Source organism: Pseudomonas sp. HP_08, assembly GCF_055284095.1.
Genome location: NZ_JBTOQC010000005.1, coordinates 152,793 through 170,050 on the forward strand (window position 1 = coordinate 152,793; position 17,258 = coordinate 170,050).

Consider the following 17,258-nt stretch of genomic DNA (forward strand, 5'->3'; position numbering starts at 1 on the left):
GCTAGGTGCTCGTGACAAGGTTGGGCAGACAGGTTTCGCTGCTGCTTTTGACATACACCGGTGCGGACGCTGTGCTGGTTGAATCCAGGACGCTGGTGGCGGCGGTCATGATTACTTTGAGTGGTACGGTGCTGTAGGGCGTCACGGCCTTGCCGAATGGCCAGCAGGCGATTTGCACCGCCTTGAAGAAATCCGCCGGCTGGTTGGTTTCAATCAGGGTTGTGGCCGTCCAGGTCGTGCTGCTCCATTGCGACAGCGTCGTGCAACTGCTCGCGCCTTGCAGGCGCATCAGCTTGCCGCTTTGCACCAGCAATCCGGCGCAGGTCGCGGTGGCAGTGCTGCCGGTCTTGTAGACCCAGACCACTGCATTGCCGCTGGCTTCAGTGGCGGATAACGTGCGTGCGGTGCCGGTCAATGTGCCGCCGGTCAGGGTTGCGTTGTACAGCAGCTTGAGGCTGGTATCCGCTGTGCCGGTCATCCAGAAGCCCGCATTGCGCAGCTCTTGCTGAGCCGTCAGCAGGGCCGCGGCAATCTGCCCGTCCTGCCTGGAATCCTGAATCGACTGCACTGAAATGCCGACCATGTTCTTGTACAGCGAAAGCATGGCCAGCACGCTGATCAGCGACAGCGTCATACCGACCATCAAGCTGATCAGGTTGAAGCCGCGCTGGGCGCGTTTCACGTTTCATCGCCTACGCGGATGACGCCGCCGAACAATGAGCTGTCAGCGCTGCGGGTGGTCAGCACCACTTTGCCCAGCGTGCTGGTCGGTGTGCTGATGGCAACGCCGCCGATGGTGACACTGGCGGCATCGGTACACGTGGCGTCCAGCGTGATCGCGGTGGTTTGCGTGGGCAGGGTGATCCTGGCCTGGGCGGAGTCAGTGGTGCACAGCGTCTTGCCATATCGGGCAATCAGATCACGCATCTGACTGACCGCAATATTCTGCACTTTCATATCGCGCTGGCTGACCGCCGCCCGTGACGAGGCGTAGGTCATGCCCAGGCCAATGATCGCCATCAGCACAATGCCGATCAGCGATTCCAGCAATATATCGCCACGCTGGGAACGTGGGCCTGCTTCAAATGATTTCGACATCGACTGCGCTCTCACTGCCGACCGTCACACTGATCGTGCTCGTAGCACAGGCGTTGCTGCCGTTCACTGGCAGGCCCCGGCTGTTGAAGGCAACGCAAGAGATGTCCGTACCGCCTGCCTGAATGGTGGCCGCACTGGGCAGGTTGGTCTGCCACAGGATATTGCTGGTCGAGGAGCAATTGATGCTGGCCTGATCGGTCACGCTGTACAGCTTCAATACCTGGCCGGAACGGCACAGCGCGGCGGCGGGCCAGCTGTTCAGGGCGCCACCGGGATTACGCAGCGCAGTGGCCTTGGCGCGGCTGATGCCTTGCTTGAGCAAGCCGGCCGCATCGCGTTGCTGCGCGCTGTTGACCCATGAGGTGGTCAGCTGCGCGCCCATCGTCACCATCAGGCTGAAAATGGCGATGGTGATCATCAGTTCGATGAGGGTGAAGCCCTGGCTGCGCTTCATCACAGCCAGCTCGTGCCGTAACCGGTGCAACTGCCTATCGCCCGGACGTTGTCCTGGGTCAGGGTGATGCTGCAACCGTTGACCTTGCCGCTGGTGCCCAGCGCTTCAACTTTGTAAGTGGTGGCCGACGCGGTCACGATCTTGTAGACGAACGAGTCGCCCTGGCTCGGTTGCCAGCCAGTGGCGGTACAGGTGGTGGTGCCGGTGGCGGCGACGCAGCGGGTGTCGGCGGTCGTGGTGGTGGTCGAGGTCGGGTATTTCAGCTGCTTCTGGTAGAAGTTTTCCAGCACCAGGCTCAGCGCCACCAGATCCGACTGCGCGCCCTTGAGCTTGCTCTTGGTCACATAGCTCTCGTAGGACGGAAAGGCGATGCCAGCCAGAATCCCCACGATAGAGATGGTGATCAGCAATTCAATGAGGGTAAAGCCACGAGTGTTGCCGCTGCGTGTAGCACACATATCGGAAACCGCAATTAACCAAAGTATTAGTGCGATAGTACTATGCCATCAAACCGTTCGGAACCCGAAGGTGAACTTTTATAGGCCTTTCCGATCATTGGCTGCCGTTTGTCGGGCAGCGTCAGCGTTTCGTCACAGCGCTGGAAAACCGGCGCTTTGCGGGTATTTTCGGCAGGCAAGAGAGAGGCGACGGAGCATAGTGGTAGGGCATTGTTTCAATAGTATGAAGTCTTGAAAATCAAACTATTGATTCATATCAGTTTTATGCAAAATCGCGATATACGGCTCATCCCTCCTGTTAATTGATTGATACAGGTTTACTGAAACTTTGAATTAATCGCGCTGCTGCGCAGGCGCCCACCGAATGTGCAGAGCCGGGAAAACGATGGCCGCGAACAAGGTTGTGCTCAGCGGTTGCAATTGATTCATCGCTTGAACACAATGCGATTTATTATCATTTGCGTACCGCCGGGGCGCGCTTCATGGCTTCTCAACATCAGGGCGTACACACGCTCTACATCGACCATCACCGCTGGCTGCATGCCTGGCTGCGCGGCCGGCTGGACAATGCCGCGGACGCGGCAGATCTGGTGCAGGACACGTTCATGCGCCTGCTCAACCGGCCCGAGCGGCTGGAACTGAAAGCGCCACGCGCCTTCCTGAGGACGGTCGCAAAAGGCCTGGTCGTCGACCATTGGCGCCGTGAGGAAATCGAGCGCGCTTACCTGGAAGCCCTTGCCCTGCGACCGGAGCTCGAATCACCGTCTCCGGAATCGCGTGAGCTGGTGTTCGAACTGCTTGAAAGCATTGCGCAGATGCTCGACGGCTTGAAGCCGAAGGTCAGGCGAGCGTTTCTGCTGGCTCAGTGCGAGGGAATGTCCCATCAGCAGATTGCTGCACAGATGGGTGTTTCGCTGCGCTCGGTGGAGCGTTATGTCGCCGATGCGCTTTATCACTGCTACCAGTTGCGGTACGGCACTTGAATCACACGGCTTCCCCGGCTCAGCCTTCCCGACAGGTCGTACGGCAGGCCATTCAGTGGTCGTTGCGCCTGCAAGAACACCCGGCCGATGTGTCCCTGTACCAGCAGTGCGAGCGCTGGCGGGCGCAGAATGCCGAGCATGAGCATGCCTGGCAGCGTGTCCTGACCCTTAGCGGCGAGCTGAACACTCAGTTTCAGGCGCTGCCAGTGTCGGGTGTGGCCCTTGAGGCGCTGGAGCAGAGCACACAACGGCTCGGCCGTCGGCGGGCCTTGAAGCTGTTGTCAGGCGTCGCGGTACTTGGCTCGGCGGGCTGGCTGGCTCGCGACCTGGCGCCCGTGCAACAGTGGCGCGCCGATTACGCCACCGGGGTCGGGCAACGGGGCAGCTTTCGTCTGGCCGATGGCACACAGTTGCAGCTCAATACCGACAGTGCGGTGGACCAGGATTTCAGCGGTAAACAGCCGCTGATCCGCCTCGTTCGGGGCGAAATCCTGGTGGCCATGGACACGCCGTCGCGGGTCGATGCACAGCGGCCATTGCACGTCAGCAGCCGTCACGGGCTGTTTGAAACCCTGGGCGGACGTTTTGTCGTGCGTCAGGACAACGACAGAACCCGAATCAGCGTCAGCGCGGGCCGGGTGTTGATCCGGCTGCCCGGCGCCAGCCCTGTCGAGGTTCGGGCCGGCCAGGATTACTCGGTCAGCGCCACGCAGGCGACTCTTGTCCAGCAGCCGGAAATGGACGCCATGGCCTGGGTCGACGGGTTGATCGTCACGCGCGGCATGCGCCTCAGGGCGTTTCTGGCCGAGGTGGCGCGCTACCGCAGGGGCTATCTGGCCTGTACCGACGACATTGCCGATTGGCAGCTGTCCGGAGTATTCCGTCTCGAAGACACGGACAAACTGCTGGCGGTGCTGCCGCAAACGCTGGCCGTTCAGGTGAGCTACCGCACGCCCTGGTGGGTCACGTTGAGTAAACAGGCGCGGCATCAGGCCTGATTCGATTTTTTTTGGCGGGTTTTCCACGCCTGGCCGGCTAAAAGAAATCACCTCCTCTTGACCCACCTGTTCACGGAACCCTCAATGATCCGGCAATTGATGTCCATGCCAATGCGCGCCCCACACCAAAACAGCCTGCGTAGTGCGATTCGCCTTGCTGCGCTGACCACCGCTCTGGGCGCGGCTGTTCTGCCTGCGCCGGTTCTGGCTCAGGATGCGCCGGCGGTGGCGGCCAGTGCGCGCAGTTATGCCATTGCGCCTGCGCCGCTGAGCGAGGCGCTGAATCAATTCGCACGGCAGGCGGGCATCACCCTTTCGGCCACTCCTCAGCAAACGGCGGGCCTGCAATCGCCGGGGTTGCAGGGCAGTTATTCGGTCGAGCAGGCCTTGACGATCCTGCTGGGTGGCAGCCCGTTGCAAGCGGTCTCTGCCGACGGCAGCCGTTACGTACTCACCACCCGTGTGGCAAACGAGCCTCTGGCCCTGCCCACCACGGACATCCGCGGCTTTGCGCTGGGCAACGCGCTGGGCAGCGTCGAAGGCTATAGCGCCACGCACAGCCAGATCGCCACCAAGACCAGCACCGCGCTGCTGGAAACGTCCCAGTCGGTTTCCGTGGTGACACGCCAGCAAATGGACGATCAAGGCTCACAGACCGTCGCCCAGGCCATGCGCTATACCCCTGGCGTGCTGACCAACCCTTATGGCGCCACCCACCGCTACGATTACGTCGCGCTGCGCGGGTTCAACGACGGCTCTGTGGATAACATCTACCTTGACGGCCTCAAGTCCATGGGCGACAGCGGCACCTACAGCACCATGCAGGTCGACCCTTACTTTCTTGAGCGGGTCGATATCCTCAAGGGCCCCTCGTCAGTCCTTTACGGTCGCAGCTCGCCTGGCGGCCTGGTGGCGCTGACCAGCAAGAAGCCGCTGTTCACGCCTTATCACCAGATCCAGGCCACCGTCGGCACGCAAGGGCAGCGCGGCCTGGGGTTCGATTTCAGCGGTCCGGTCGATGACGACAAGCGTGTGGCCTACCGCCTGACCGGCCTGGTCGACAGGTCCGATACGCAGTTCGATCACGTCGAAGAGAAACGCTACGCGCTGGCGCCGACCGTCAGCATCGATTTCACCGAGGACACCTCGCTGACGCTCCAGGCTTACCTGCAGCACGATCCCGAAGGTGGCTATCACGGCGGCATTCCCGCCGATGGGAGCCTGCATCAGCGCAATGGCCGGCGTATCTCCGAGCATTTCTTCGATGGCGAGCCCGGTGTCGACGGTTTCAGTCGCGATCAGCAGGCCTTCAGTTATCAGTTCGAGCATCGCTTCAACGATGTCTTCACGGCCCGGCAGAACTTTCGCTACCAGGCGTCGAAAGTCAAACTCGATCAGGTCTACGGCTATGGCTGGACGACGCCCACCAGCAACGAGCTGAACCGCTATTACTCAAGCGGCGACGAGCGTTTGCATGCGTTCATTATCGACAACATGCTGCAGGCCGATTTCTTCACCGGCAGTGCCAAGCACACGCTGCTGTTCGGCGCGGACTATCAGCGGCGCAAGACTGTCGTGGACTGGACCAGCGGTGCGGTTGCCTCCCTCAACGCCTTCGATCCGGTGTATGGCAACGATGCGATCAGTTACTACGACCCTACGCGCTATCTGCGGCGCCTGGAGCAAACCGGCGTTTACGCCCAGGACCTGATCGAGTGGAACCAGTGGCGCATCTCGCTTGGCGTACGCCACGACTGGGTCGAGACCTCGGATGAAAATCGACTGGCCGAGGCCGGGCGACCTGTAGGCACCGAGCGCCAGGACAAGCGCACCAAGACCACGGGCCGGGCAGGCGTGCTGTACCTGTTCGACAATGGCCTGGCGCCTTACCTGAGTTATTCGGAATCCTTCAACCCGAACTCGTATTCCGACAGTGCGGGCAATCCGCTGGCGCCGACGGACGGCAAACAGTGGGAGGCCGGCCTCAAATACCAGCCGCCAGGAACCGACGATTTGTTCACGGCATCGGTGTTTCGCATCGACCAGGAAAACCTGGCGTCCAAGCTGCCTCAGGAGAACTTCTACCGCCCCATCGGCGCTGTGCGTTCGCAAGGATTGGAGTTCGAGGCGCACCTGCAACTGAATGAGCAATTCAAATTGCTGGGCAGCTACACGCTGACCGACATCGAGTACTCGAAGTCGATGCCCAGCACATTCAGCACGCCGGGCAATGTCATCGAAAACAAAGGTAATTCACCGACCCAGGCGCCGAAACACATGGCGTCACTCTGGGGCGACTACACGTTCAACAGCGGCGCACTCGACGGCCTGCGCCTGGGCGCGGGTGTGCGCTACGTGGGGTACAGCTGGGCGGATGCCGAAAACACGATGAAGGTGCCGTCCTACACGCTTTACGACGCCTCGGTCGGTTATGACCTGAGCAAGGTGGGACTCAAGGGCCTGGACGTGCGGGTCAATGCCAACAACCTCACCAATGAATCCTACATCGCCTCCTGCGCCAGCCTGAGCTACTGCTATGTGGGCGAAGAACGCAACGTGAGTGCAACGCTCAGCTACCAGTTCTGACCTGAACGATCAGCCAGACAGCGCCCTGCAACGGGCGCTGTTGTTTGTCCGCGTCCCAAAGACGTCAACGCCGCGTTGCCAGCCCCTCTTGCACACGGGCCGTACAGGAACGAAACAGCCTTTTGCGTTTCATATTCAGGCCAGCACGAGCCGAAACCCGCCAAGGAACGCGCATGAATTTCCTCAAGAAGCTTCTCGATTCGTTTAAACGCCCTTCAACCCAGGACGTCCAGCCCCCACCGCCGCCCGCCGAACGGCGAGAGCCGATGACTCCCGGCGACCCGACTGACTCTGACGCGGCCAACCAGGCCGCCCGACAAGCCAGCGCCGCGTGCCTGGATCGTCATTGGGGCGCTATCGGCACCGTCGAGCAGGATGTCCTTTCCTACCTCATCAGCCCGAGCCTTTCGGGCGGCCCTTACTGGCCCTCGACCCGCCAGGCCTACCGCGTGATTCGCCGTGGCGATGCCGTCATCATCGCCACCGAGGGCCTGTCAGACCCCTTCGACGACACTGAAGGGATGGGCAATGGTTTCGAGATGGAGCTGTTCGTGGAAACCGCCGATATCCCCGAGCATGCTCGCGGCGCCGTGGGCGAAGTCGATCCCTTGAAGCGCAGTTGGGCCTTCGAGCTGGTGGAAAACGTTGCCAGGACCGTGGCAGACGCTGGCGGCATCACCGCCCAGCTTGACCAGCACGGCGCGCTATCGCTCGAGATTCCCGGTTTTAGCCAGTCACACCACCTGAGCGATCAACTGCCCGGACACTTCGTGACCGATGACGACGCTATCGGTGTCTTGCTGGGCGGCCCTGAACCGGATTTTCCGACCCGACTCGATGACATGCCTTTATCCCCGGTCAGGCTGGTGCCCGTGGTCTTGATCACCGCCTCAGAGCTTGAGTATGTGCGTTCAGGTGGGCGAGGGGCCCGCGAGGAACTGGTGAGCCGTCTGGCCGCAGCGGGCATCGGGCATATGAGCAGCCTGCATCGTGCCAGTGTTGTTTGAAGGTGCGCTGAGTGCACGAAGCGCTGGACTTGTCCAAAGGGAGGCGGCCGGCGTATACAAGGCATCGAAATTACGCCGCAACCCAAAGGATTGATCCAGTGATTACCTGCCACCTCAAATACGTTATCGACCCCTACCAGTTGCCGGCCTTCGAACGCTACGCGCGCCAATGGATAGGCCTGGTCAAGCGCTTTGGCGGCCAGCACCACGGCTATCTCATGCCGTCCGAAGGCGCCAATAACATTTCGTATTGCTCGTTCAGCTTTGCCAGCCTTGCCGACTACGAGCGCTATCGGCAGGAAGCGGCGCAAGACCCTGAATGCATGCGGTTGATGGATGAGGCCAATGAGCTGAAGTTTATCTTGAGTTATGAACGCAGCTTCATGCGGCCTGTATTTGAGTAAACGCCGGGCTGTCGTCAAGGTGTAGAGGGCCAGCGCTGCAGGTGATGAGGCCTGCAGTTGCTCACGGATCTGCGCCGCCGTCCGACCCCGGGTATCCACCTGCGAGTCCTTCGCCTGTAACTGTGAGTGTGCGGGCATGCAACCGGAGATTACTGGCCGGTCTGATCAGGTATTGCGCAAGGCGGCTTGATGGGACGGGCGTGGGCGATGCGGCGCAATGTTGAGGCGCAAATGTAGCTTCGTAGCATTGTCCACAACATGATGATGCACAAAGCAAAAAACCGAGCCAAGGCTCGGTTTTTTGGAGTCAGGAGGAGCCACAAGGACTCCAAAAGCTTCAACAACCAAGAAGGTTGAGGGATTAGCCGCTGCCTAATCATTCTGCTTTCTGCCCTTTACGGACTGACCACAGAGGGTGCTACGCGGGCCTCATCTGGATTTAAAGAGCGGGGAGGCTCATGCACACTCTGGGGAGAAATCTACTCGGGTTTGAGCAATGAGTCAAAGACGAATAGCTCTACACATTGCTGAAAAGACAGATTGCTTCTACTGAGTTCACGTTTGCCATCGGTCTGATCAGTGATGCAGCAACGCTGAGTGTTCGGCCTGACGCGAGCAGGTCATCAACCAGAATCACTTTCCCTCGAGGTGTTTCATTGAATGCCTGACTTAAGCAGAGTGGCGTGAAATGCTGTCTGAATGGGATCGGAATGTCTTTTAGCGAAAAATCGGCTGATTTTTTTAGTCTGTATTCCAGTTTTCGTTTGTCAGTAGTTGAAATGTTGCCATTTTGCTCAGCGCGCCGCAGCATGTCGTATGCTTCAAGCTTGGTCGTCTTGAGAAATACTCCGTTTGTCAGGTCGGCGCTCAAGGCTCTTGCGCATCGCTTGGCTACTATTTTGCTTAAGCTGTAGCTTGAGGGCATATATATGATTGTATTAGCAGATGTGATCTCGGCGATCTGTGCAAGGATTTGATGGGCACTTTCTAAAAGCATCCGAACAGAGGCGAAATTTGTCAGCAGCCCATCCTTTTGCTTGAGCGCATAGAGGAGAGGGCAGTTGTCGCCTATGAGTCGGTGTTGACGATCCCTTCTACCTTTGGCTGAGTTCTTGATACGCGTAAATAGCGAGAATACCTGAAGGCCGCATTCCATGGTCGAGATCTTCGGATTTCCCTCAGCGGTGGTGATCAGATGCTCTTTGACAGCATGATCAACTATGACCAGATGATCTTTGACAACTAGTCCCAAGGTGCGCCTCTCCTATGTCTTTTTTGTGCATCTTACAGGCCTTCGTCATGCAAGGGTTTGTAGGCCTTTTCCTTGAATTTGACTGATTTGAGAGTGCGGAGCGGGCACGGAGCTTTGCGAGCGATCAGTTGCTTTGAAAACGGGTGAGATAGTCAAGTCGATTGGGCAAGGAGGTTAGAAAGCGCCAGACAACAAAAACCCGCACTAGGCGGGTTTTTTCATTCAGATGCTACACGCGCCATCTGAATCTGATGGCGCCATGGATCTAATAGAGCCACCGACTCATTGCGTTACGCGTCAATGACTGCAGTGGAGGGCTATTCTTTCAAGCTTCTCATGCGCCTAAAAAATGGGCGGTATGAGTTAACTGGCTTGCAGTGTAGGAATTTGCATGCCGATTTTTGCAGATGCGAAATTCAAGTCGCCGCTGGCGATGGATTGGGCTTTGAATCCTGCGCCGATCAGGTCTCGGATGTATAGCTTGTTGTAAATGAAGGCAAACACAATGCTACTAAAGCCCATGGTTATGAGCGCAAGGATAAATTGAATAACGCCGTACTTCAAATCACCGCGAAACAGTGATGGGAAGAAACCGAAGAAAAAAGTCGTCCATGAAAAACCAACGGGGGCCTCTTTCATTGCGCCCGTGTTGGGGTTTTTGAAAATGATTGATGTGTATGCCATTTGTCTCTCCATGTGCCCAATGTATTGAATAATGTGCAGGGCCGTCACACTATTTTTTAAAGTTGGCTGTGGTATTGATTATTTATCGGGTCTAACAGATGGTGCGGTAAAACGCTAAATCCATTGGGGTATGAATAAAGAGTTTTATTTCGCCTGAATGAAACGGGTATTAGGCCCCACCAAGAGCAGGTGCATTTGATTGAGATCACATGGTTTCCCTATCCGTGGGGCTAAAATCGACACGGATGATAGCAGAATGACATGCTGAGTGGTGCGCTAAGAGTCCTGCAGAACCTGCTTTTTCTTCAGCTTGTCAGGTCTTCAGGCAAGCCGATTTTGTTGGCGCCAGTGCGTCGGTTGAATTTTTCTTTGGGAGTGCTGCTTCTGCTATGGAGACTACCGTCTTCACTCGCACATGAAGGGCCGAAGCCCTCTCTCACAGCGCCACCATAAATCGCAGGCGAAAAAACTCCGCACTGGGACAGGTGGAGCTTGTGCTCCTAATGCTCCGGATTGCTGAATTTGCAGCGATGGGCGAGCCATAACCGTGAGCGTGATGATGTACGACCTGAGAGATTGGCATTGTCGGAATGTCACCTTGTGCTCACTCCCGCTTAGCCATTGGTTAAGCAAGCACGAACTGCTTCATCACGGCCATCATCGCGATGACCAAAACGGCCAGCCCAATCGCTGACGTCCATTGGGCTGGCGGGCTTTCCGAAAGCCAGGAGCCTTTAGAAGGGTATTTCCCCAAGGTGAGCGCTTTCATTAGAGGCCAGCCGACAGGGAAGCAAATCGCTTGAAAAATAAAGCCGGCTAATACGCCGAATAGTTCGCCCACAGATCAGATCCTGCTGAATTACCCGTCCTGAAAGTTTGATCATGCTTCTCCAGTCTGGCGATGACAAGCGAGCCATAACCATAACCGTGATGATGCACAAACATGAGCGATTGGCGGTGTCTGATTCACCGCATTCTCGTAGGAGCGAGCATAGAGCTCGCGAAGGCGAAGGTGCAGTCACCGAAAATGTGCTGGTTTCACTGGCCCCTTTCGCGAGCTCTACGCTCACTCCTACGCAATTTGTGTCGTGCTCAATATCAAGGCCAGCTCAAAATCCGTGGGAGCGAGCGCAAGCTCGCGAAGGCGAAGGTGCAGTCACCGAAAATGTGCTGATTTCACTGGCCCTTTCGCGAGCTCTACGCTCACTCCTACGCAATGTGTGTCGTACCCAGTATCAAGACCCGAATGCGCGAAGCCTTGAAGGCTAACGCGCATTTGGCTTGAGAGCACAGTTGCTACGGGCCTTGGCTCCAGGCAAAAACGTGGTTTACGTCAGGGAGCAAAGCGGCAGGTAAAAACCCCAGACAACAAAAAACCCGCACTAGGCGGGTTTTCTGTTTATTCAGATGCTGCATGCACCATCTGAATCTTAATGATGGTGCCCAGAGACGGAATCGAACCGCCGACACGGGGATTTTCAATCCCCTGCTCTACCGACTGAGCTATCTGGGCAACGGGGCGCATTAAACGTCTTTTTCGGCACCTCGTCAAACTTTTTTTTAAAAAAATCTGAATCTTTCCCGGCGCTTACGTCCGACACCCGGCAAAACCCTTTATTTCTCGGGGGCGACGTAGCCTTCTGCCTGCGCGTATTCCTCGCCGGAGAAGTATTTGTCCATTTCAGCCTGGAGGAATTTGCGGTCCTCGGCGTTCATCATGTTCAGGCGGCGTTCGTTGATCAGCAGGGTCTGGTGCTTCTGCCAGTCGGCCCAGGCTTGCTGCGAGACGTGCTCGTAGATGTCGGTGCCCTTGGCGCCAGGGTAGGGCGGGCGCTCAAGGCCTGGCAGTTCTTGTTTGTACTTGCGGCACATTACGGTGCGGGTCATGACGACTCTCCTGCATTCAATACGTCGGCTGCGTGTTTGAGCAGCTTCTTCACCGGGGCGGCAAGGCCCAGGCGCGGCGGGGTGGCGAGGTTATACCAGAGCCAGTCGGCCTCGGCCACGTAGGTGGCAGATGCCTGAACCTGAACCAGCCACGGCTCGATGCTGAGCTGAAAGTGGCTGAAGGTGTGCAGCACGCCGGGCAGTTGCTGGTGGTTGCCCAGTGCCAGCGCGTGCTGGTCGGCCAGGTGTTGCAGGTCGTCGAAGGCGTCGAGTTCCGGCAGGCTCCACAGGCCGCCCCACAGCCCGGTCGACGGGCGGCGGTACAGCAGAATTTCGCCCTGGGCGTTGGCCAGCAGCGGCATCAACGTGCGTTTTTGCGGAATGCTCTTGCGCGGCTTGGGGATCGGGTAGCGGGTCTCCAGGCCCAGAAAGTGCGCTTCGCAACTGCGCTCCAGCGGGCACAGCAGGCAACTGGGTTTGCTGCGGGTACACAACGTGGCGCCCAGGTCCATCATCGCCTGGGTGTAGTGGTTGGCCCGGGCATGGGGCGTAAAACGCTCTGCAACCGCCCACAGCTGGCGTGCGACCGCAGGTTCACCCGGATAACCCTCTTGCGCCACATAACGCGCCAGAACGCGTTTTACGTTGCCGTCCAGAATCGGCGCCCGGATGCCCATGCTGATGCTGGCAATGGCGCCGGCGGTCGACAGGCCGATGCCCGGCAGCTCGGTCAATTGCTCGACGCTGCGCGGAAACTCTCCGCCGTGTTCGGCGACGACGATCTTTGCGGTCTTTTGCAGGTTACGCGCGCGGGTGTAGTAACCCAGCCCGGTCCACAGGTGCAGCACTTCATCTTCCGGTGCCTCGGCCAGTGCCTGCACGTCGGGCAGGGCGGCCATGAACCGGTCGAAGTAGTTGAGCACCGTGCTGACCTGGGTCTGTTGCAGCATGATTTCCGAGACCCATACCCGATACGGGTTGATGTTCTGCTGCCAGGGCAGGTCGTGGCGGCCGTGGACATCGAACCAGTCCAGCACCGCCTGGGAGAACTGCTCAGGTGGCAGAGCGTGTGCAGCATTCATCGATTGAACAGCCCTTTGAGTGCGTCTTTGAGTTCCGGGCTGACCTTGTCGCCCAGTTTTTCGTCAATCTTGTCGTTCAGCTTGTTGCGCGCTTCGTCGCCGAGCAACTTGGCGGCGATCTGGCCCAGGCCTTCTTTCTCCACACGGCAGGCCTTGGCGCCCAGCTCCAGCGGGCCACGGCAGCGCATTGGCCATTCCAGGCCGACATAGCGCTCGTTGACCTGGCAACCCGGGTCGGGCATCTCGCTCTTGTCGCCTTCGATGATGATGCCCACGCGGTAGTCCATGCCCAGCACGCGCAGGTCGATGTCGCCACGGCCGTTGACGGTCAGGCCGGGAATGCGCGCCTTGAGGTCTGGGTTGCTGGCCATGCCGTTGCGGATCACCAGGCTGCCGCCCAGTTGCTGGAACGGGGTGTCCTTGCCGCGCGGTTCGCCGGTCAGCGGTTTGCGGTTGAGGAAGGCGATGCCCTGGCACAGTTGCTGTTCGAGGTTGGCGTTGACCAGCACACCGTTGTTCACGGTGAAGCTGGCGGTGCCGTTGAGGTTGTCGATCAGGGCCTTTTGACTGTTGCCCTTGCCGCTCAGGTCGCTGTTGAGGGTCAACTGGCCGCGCACCGGCGGGGTCTGGCCCTGGCTTTCCAGCACGCGCTCGACCGGCACTTTGGCGGTGCGGGTCTGTACGCTCAAGGTCGGAATGTCCTGACGTGCATCCAGGTTGCCCTTGACCTCGAAGTTGCCGTTGTAGAGGTCGCCGCGCAGGCTGTCGATGCGGATCAAACCGCCGGCGGCCTGGGTCTTGAGCGCGGCGTTGTCGATCGGCAGTTTGTTGGCGATCAGCTTGCCGAAGCTCAGGTCGGCTTCCACGTCCAGGCTGCGCAGGCGCTCCAGCGGCAGCAGCTTGTCAGTGCTCCAGGCGGCCTTGCTCGGCTGTTCAGGCAGCGGCGTGGTGCCGGCACCGGCTATGGCGGCGGCTTCGCTGCCTTGCACTTCGGCCTGGCGCGCAGCCTTGTTGCCCTTGGTAGTTTCGCTTTCGGCCGGGCGATAGCGGTCGGCGTTGAAGGTGTCGGCCTTCAGTTGCAGGCGCAGCGCCTGGCGGGCGAAGTCTTCGACGGCGATGCGCCCGGTGAAGGTGCTGTCGTCGAGCTTGAGGTTGAGCTGATCGAGAATCAGGCTGTTCGGTGTGCCGCTCAGGCGGGTGACCATCTCGATCTTGCTCAGCGCGCCGTCGCCCATGGCTGGCAGCGGCTGGCCGATGCCGTCCATGAAGGTGCGCAGGTCAAACTGCGCAATCGACAGGCCGCCGCTGATCTGCGGGGTCTTGTCCAGCTCGCGGACGTGCAGTTCGCCCAGGGCGCGCAGCTGATTGGCGGATACCTTCAGGCTGGTCCATTCGGCGACGTTGGCCGCCAGATCGGCCAGTAACTGGCCTTGGGCGACGAAGGTGACGGTCTTGCCTTGCAGCGGCTCGCCGGCCAGTTCGCCCGACAAGCGCATGTCTTCGAACTGATAACGCTTGAGCGCGCGATCCAGGCGCAGGTTGCCGACCAGTTCGGTGCGCGCACGCACTGCGGGCTGGTTGGCGTTCAGGAAGGCGGTGAGCTTGAGGGCGATGTCCGCGCCTTCGCGTACCGAGCCGGTGCTGAGCTGAATGCTCTCGGCGCTGTAGGTCTTGCCGGCGGCTTCGTCGGTGTACTGCACGCGGGCGTTGTTGACGGTCAGGCTGTCGATGTCGAGCTTGAGCGGCCGCGAAGGTTTTTCCGGCGCGCTGGGCGCCGCTGGCGTGCCGTCGGCGGGTTGTGCTGCCGCCTGCTCGGGGCTGCTGGCCGGCTTGCCGATGTCTTCCCAGTTGCCATGGCCGTTCTTGTCGCGCAGCAGAATCAGGTTCAGGCCTTCGACGCGAATATCGCTCATCTGCACTTCACGGCGCAGCAACGGCAGCACGCGCACCGACAGGCCGAGCATCTGCAGGTCGGCAAACGGCTGGGTCGGTGCTTTCAGGGTCGCGACCTGTGCGTCATGCAGCTCCAGGCCCAGCCACGGAAACAGGCTCCAGCCGATATCGCCGTTGAGGGTCAGTTCGATATTGGCCTTGTCGCGGGCCAGCTGGCGGATTTCGTCTTTGTAGTCGTTGGGATCAAACAGATGGGTCAAGGCAAAGCCGAGAGCCACGATGATCAGCAACAACCCGAGGACGAAGAGCCCCAGGATTTTGCCGAACGCTTTCATGGGCGGGGATCCTTGTGGTCGATCAGTTGAAATTAGGTCAGAGAGTATACCGATCTCGTCGCGGCGGCGGGCGCAGGTGCGGGAATGGCCGGCCCGGTGGAAAAGGGCAGGCGCAAACTGCTATAGCCCTCTATGCTCTTTGTCCATGTTTCAGCATTAAAACGCTTTGCCATTTGGCAACTACTGCTTATCGGTTATATCTATTAAGTGATAGATAGATCGTATTGATCACTTAATAAAAAACATGTAACAAAACACTTTAATTGCCTCGGTAAGTGCTAATCTTGCGCCATCGCCGACCAGATGCGGCTTTTTGCCATATCACCGTAACCCATTGAATAACAACGTCATGGACTTCCGTTCAAGGGAAAGTCAGGGGTTATCGGCGGCGTCGTCCTTGCGAGCATTCCTTACATTGGGGTTATAACAATGAGTACAAGCACAGCGTTGGGTGGCCACTCCGCCCCGTCTGCGTTCTTGTCGAAAGAGCGCATTATTGCCAAGCCCGGTTTTAACCGCTGGCTGGTTCCACCGGCCGCCCTGGCCATTCACCTGTGCATCGGCATGGCGTATGGCTTTTCGGTGTTCTGGTTGCCGTTGTCCAAGGCCATCGGCATTTCCAAGCCGGTTGCCTGCACCCCCGACATGGGCTTTTTTGCCCAGATGTTTGCCTCGACCTGCGACTGGCAGATCTCGATGCTGGGCTGGATCTACACGCTGTTCTTCATCTTCCTGGGCTGCTCGGCAGCCATCTGGGGCGGCTGGCTGGAACACGCCGGCCCACGCAAGGCCGGTGTCGTCTCGGCACTGTGCTGGTGTGGCGGTCTGCTGATTTCGGCGCTGGGTATTCATACCCACCAGATCTGGCTGATGTGGCTCGGCTCCGGCGTGATCGGCGGTATCGGCCTGGGCCTGGGCTATATCTCGCCGGTGTCGACCCTGATCAAGTGGTTCCCGGACAAGCGCGGCATGGCTACCGGTATGGCGATCATGGGCTTCGGGGGTGGTGCGATGGTCGGTGCGCCGCTGGCGACTGCACTGATGAACCACTTCGCGACCGCTGACAGCGTCGGTGTGTGGCAGAGCTTCGTGGTCATGGCCCTGATCTACTTCGTGTTCATGATGGGCGGTGCCCTGGGCTACCGCGTGCCGCCGACCGGCTGGAAACCTGAAGGCTGGACGGCGCCGGCCAAGAAAGCCAACAACCAGATGATCACCGACCGCCATGTGCACGTCAGCGTGGCCTGGAAAACCCCGCAGTTCCGTCTGGTGTGGCTGGTGCTGTGCCTGAACGTTTCGGCGGGTATCGGTATTCTCGGCATGGCTTCGCCGCTGCTGCAGGAAGTGTTTGCCGGCAAGTTGCTGGGCAACACGCTGACCTTCAGTGAACTGAACGCCGACCAGCTCAAGGCCATCGCCGCCATCGCGGCGGGCTTCACCGGCCTGTTGAGCCTGTTCAACATCGGTGGACGCTTCTTCTGGGCCTCGTGCTCGGACTACATCGGTCGCAAGGCCACCTACTTTGTGTTCTTCGCCCTGGGCTTTGTGCTGTACGCCTCGGTACCGACGCTGGGTCACCTGGGCAGCATCGCGCTGTTCGTGGGCGCCTTCTGTGTGGTGCTGTCGATGTACGGCGGCGGTTTCGCCACCGTGCCGGCTTACCTGGCTGACCTGTTCGGTACGCAAATGGTCGGTGCGATTCACGGTCGCCTGCTGACCGCCTGGGCTGCGGCCGGCGTGCTGGGTCCGGTGCTGGTCAACTACCTGCGCGAATACCAGCTGAGCCATGGCGTGGCACGGGCCGATGCCTATGACATCACCCTGTACATCCTCGCGGGTCTGCTGGTGCTGGGCTTTGTCTGCAACCTGCTGATTCGTCCGGTGGCCGACAAGTACTTCATGACCGACGCCGAACTGGCCGCCGAGCGCGCCATTGGCCACGACAAGAGCACCGGCACCGCTGCGGTACTGGAATGGAAAGCCGCTGCTGGCAGTGCGCCGTTCGTGATCGCTGCCTGGCTGGCGGTGGGCATCCCGCTGGCGTGGGGCGTGTGGGTGACCTTGCAGAAGACGGCGGTGCTGTTTAACTGACCGTCGGGCGCCCCACCGCTATTGGAGGGGCGTCGTAGGAGCGGCT

16 protein-coding genes and 1 tRNA gene are annotated in these 17,258 nt (G+C 59.3%); 6 read left to right on the plus strand and 11 right to left on the minus strand.

The features are described from left to right. Position 1: 1 nt before the first annotated feature. From ACYAS9_RS06690 to ACYAS9_RS06705, 4 genes are read right to left on the minus strand one after another with little or no spacing between them, the layout of a single operon-like run. Positions 2 to 682 (minus strand): PilW family protein, encoded by a 681-nt coding sequence (locus tag ACYAS9_RS06690; protein ID WP_463567538.1) that lies wholly within the window; start codon positions 680 to 682, stop codon positions 2 to 4. Then, positions 679 to 1,098 carry a type IV pilus modification PilV family protein gene (locus ACYAS9_RS06695; RefSeq protein WP_463567539.1) on the minus strand — a complete coding sequence of 140 codons (420 nt, stop codon included), beginning with the start codon at positions 1,096 to 1,098 and terminating at the stop codon, positions 679 to 681. Before ACYAS9_RS06695 ends, ACYAS9_RS06690 begins: the two co-directional genes overlap by 4 nt. After that, positions 1,082 to 1,552: a prepilin-type N-terminal cleavage/methylation domain-containing protein gene (locus ACYAS9_RS06700; RefSeq protein ID WP_463567540.1), complete on the minus strand. Its 471-nt coding sequence runs from the start codon at positions 1,550 to 1,552 to the stop codon at positions 1,082 to 1,084. The genes ACYAS9_RS06695 and ACYAS9_RS06700 overlap by 17 nt, the downstream gene beginning before the upstream one ends. Further along, positions 1,552 to 2,010 (minus strand): type IV pilin protein, encoded by a 459-nt coding sequence (locus ACYAS9_RS06705; RefSeq protein ID WP_463567541.1) that lies wholly within the window; start codon positions 2,008 to 2,010, stop codon positions 1,552 to 1,554. The genes ACYAS9_RS06700 and ACYAS9_RS06705 overlap by 1 nt, the downstream gene beginning before the upstream one ends. A 482-nt stretch (positions 2,011 to 2,492) precedes the next feature. On the opposite strand from ACYAS9_RS06705, the gene ACYAS9_RS06710 reads away from it, so the two are divergent. The 5 genes from ACYAS9_RS06710 (at position 2,493) to ACYAS9_RS06730 (ending at position 7,988) form a co-directional block, all read left to right on the plus strand. Continuing rightward, positions 2,493 to 2,993: a sigma-70 family RNA polymerase sigma factor gene (locus tag ACYAS9_RS06710; RefSeq protein ID WP_463567542.1), complete on the plus strand. Its 501-nt coding sequence runs from the start codon at positions 2,493 to 2,495 to the stop codon at positions 2,991 to 2,993. Beyond that, complete coding sequence (locus tag ACYAS9_RS06715; RefSeq protein WP_463567543.1) at positions 2,990 to 3,991, plus strand: FecR domain-containing protein; 1,002 nt, start codon at positions 2,990 to 2,992, stop codon at positions 3,989 to 3,991. The genes ACYAS9_RS06710 and ACYAS9_RS06715 overlap by 4 nt, the downstream gene beginning before the upstream one ends. 105 nt (positions 3,992 to 4,096) lie before the next feature. Next, complete coding sequence (locus ACYAS9_RS06720) at positions 4,097 to 6,577, plus strand: TonB-dependent siderophore receptor (RefSeq protein ID WP_463567585.1); 2,481 nt, start codon at positions 4,097 to 4,099, stop codon at positions 6,575 to 6,577. A 173-nt stretch (positions 6,578 to 6,750) separates the two neighbouring features. Then, on the plus strand, positions 6,751 to 7,584 hold the full coding sequence (locus ACYAS9_RS06725; RefSeq protein ID WP_463567544.1) for a suppressor of fused domain protein: 834 nt from the start codon (positions 6,751 to 6,753) through the stop codon (positions 7,582 to 7,584). A 98-nt stretch (positions 7,585 to 7,682) separates the two neighbouring features. After that, complete coding sequence (locus ACYAS9_RS06730; RefSeq protein WP_463567545.1) at positions 7,683 to 7,988, plus strand: NIPSNAP family protein; 306 nt, start codon at positions 7,683 to 7,685, stop codon at positions 7,986 to 7,988. A gap of 517 nt (positions 7,989 to 8,505) precedes the next feature. Here ACYAS9_RS06730 and ACYAS9_RS06735 read toward each other — a convergent pair. From ACYAS9_RS06735 to ACYAS9_RS06765, 7 genes are all read right to left on the minus strand, one after another. Beyond that, entirely contained in the window at positions 8,506 to 9,240 is a 735-nt protein-coding gene (locus ACYAS9_RS06735; RefSeq protein ID WP_463567546.1) for a phosphoribosyltransferase, read from the minus strand. A gap of 363 nt (positions 9,241 to 9,603) precedes the next feature. Further along, positions 9,604 to 9,924 carry a hypothetical protein gene (locus ACYAS9_RS06740; RefSeq protein WP_463567547.1) on the minus strand — a complete coding sequence of 107 codons (321 nt, stop codon included), beginning with the start codon at positions 9,922 to 9,924 and terminating at the stop codon, positions 9,604 to 9,606. Between the two features lie 625 nt (positions 9,925 to 10,549). Beyond that, positions 10,550 to 10,765 (minus strand): hypothetical protein, encoded by a 216-nt coding sequence (locus tag ACYAS9_RS06745; RefSeq protein ID WP_463567548.1) that lies wholly within the window; start codon positions 10,763 to 10,765, stop codon positions 10,550 to 10,552. Between the two features lie 596 nt (positions 10,766 to 11,361). Continuing rightward, positions 11,362 to 11,437, minus strand: a tRNA-Phe gene (locus tag ACYAS9_RS06750). Positions 11,438 to 11,538: 101 nt separating this feature from the next. Next, the gene (locus tag ACYAS9_RS06755; protein WP_463567549.1) at positions 11,539 to 11,811 is read right to left on the minus strand and encodes an oxidative damage protection protein; all 273 of its coding nucleotides are present in this window, start codon (positions 11,809 to 11,811) and stop codon (positions 11,539 to 11,541) included. After that, on the minus strand, positions 11,808 to 12,875 hold the full coding sequence (gene mutY / locus ACYAS9_RS06760) for an A/G-specific adenine glycosylase (RefSeq protein WP_463567586.1): 1,068 nt from the start codon (positions 12,873 to 12,875) through the stop codon (positions 11,808 to 11,810). The genes ACYAS9_RS06755 and mutY overlap by 4 nt, the downstream gene beginning before the upstream one ends. Before the next feature lie 14 nt (positions 12,876 to 12,889). Continuing rightward, positions 12,890 to 15,121, minus strand: coding sequence for an AsmA family protein (locus ACYAS9_RS06765; protein ID WP_463567550.1), 2,232 nt, complete (start codon positions 15,119 to 15,121; stop codon positions 12,890 to 12,892). A gap of 429 nt (positions 15,122 to 15,550) precedes the next feature. Here ACYAS9_RS06765 and ACYAS9_RS06770 point away from each other — a divergent pair, with 429 nt between their 5' ends. Continuing rightward, positions 15,551 to 17,212 (plus strand): OFA family MFS transporter, encoded by a 1,662-nt coding sequence (locus tag ACYAS9_RS06770; RefSeq protein ID WP_463567551.1) that lies wholly within the window; start codon positions 15,551 to 15,553, stop codon positions 17,210 to 17,212. Positions 17,213 to 17,258 lie beyond the last annotated feature (46 nt).

Bases quoted from the DNA above. Each gene is read 5' to 3' on its own strand.
- ACYAS9_RS06695 (WP_463567539.1), bottom strand. From the start codon at position 1,098: ATGTCGAAATCATTTGAAGCAGGCCCACGTTCCCAGCGTGGCGATATA.
- ACYAS9_RS06705 (WP_463567541.1), bottom strand. From the start codon at position 2,010: ATGTGTGCTACACGCAGCGGCAACACTCGTGGCTTTACCCTCATTGAA.
- ACYAS9_RS06700 (WP_463567540.1), bottom strand. From the start codon at position 1,552: ATGAAGCGCAGCCAGGGCTTCACCCTCATCGAACTGATGATCACCATC.
- ACYAS9_RS06755 (WP_463567549.1), bottom strand. From the start codon at position 11,811: ATGACCCGCACCGTAATGTGCCGCAAGTACAAACAAGAACTGCCAGGC.
- ACYAS9_RS06720 (WP_463567585.1), top strand. From the start codon at position 4,097: ATGCCAATGCGCGCCCCACACCAAAACAGCCTGCGTAGTGCGATTCGC.
- ACYAS9_RS06770 (WP_463567551.1), top strand. From the start codon at position 15,551: ATGAGTACAAGCACAGCGTTGGGTGGCCACTCCGCCCCGTCTGCGTTC.
- ACYAS9_RS06740 (WP_463567547.1), bottom strand. From the start codon at position 9,924: ATGGCATACACATCAATCATTTTCAAAAACCCCAACACGGGCGCAATG.
- ACYAS9_RS06765 (WP_463567550.1), bottom strand. From the start codon at position 15,121: ATGAAAGCGTTCGGCAAAATCCTGGGGCTCTTCGTCCTCGGGTTGTTG.
- ACYAS9_RS06710 (WP_463567542.1), top strand. From the start codon at position 2,493: ATGGCTTCTCAACATCAGGGCGTACACACGCTCTACATCGACCATCAC.
- ACYAS9_RS06725 (WP_463567544.1), top strand. From the start codon at position 6,751: ATGAATTTCCTCAAGAAGCTTCTCGATTCGTTTAAACGCCCTTCAACC.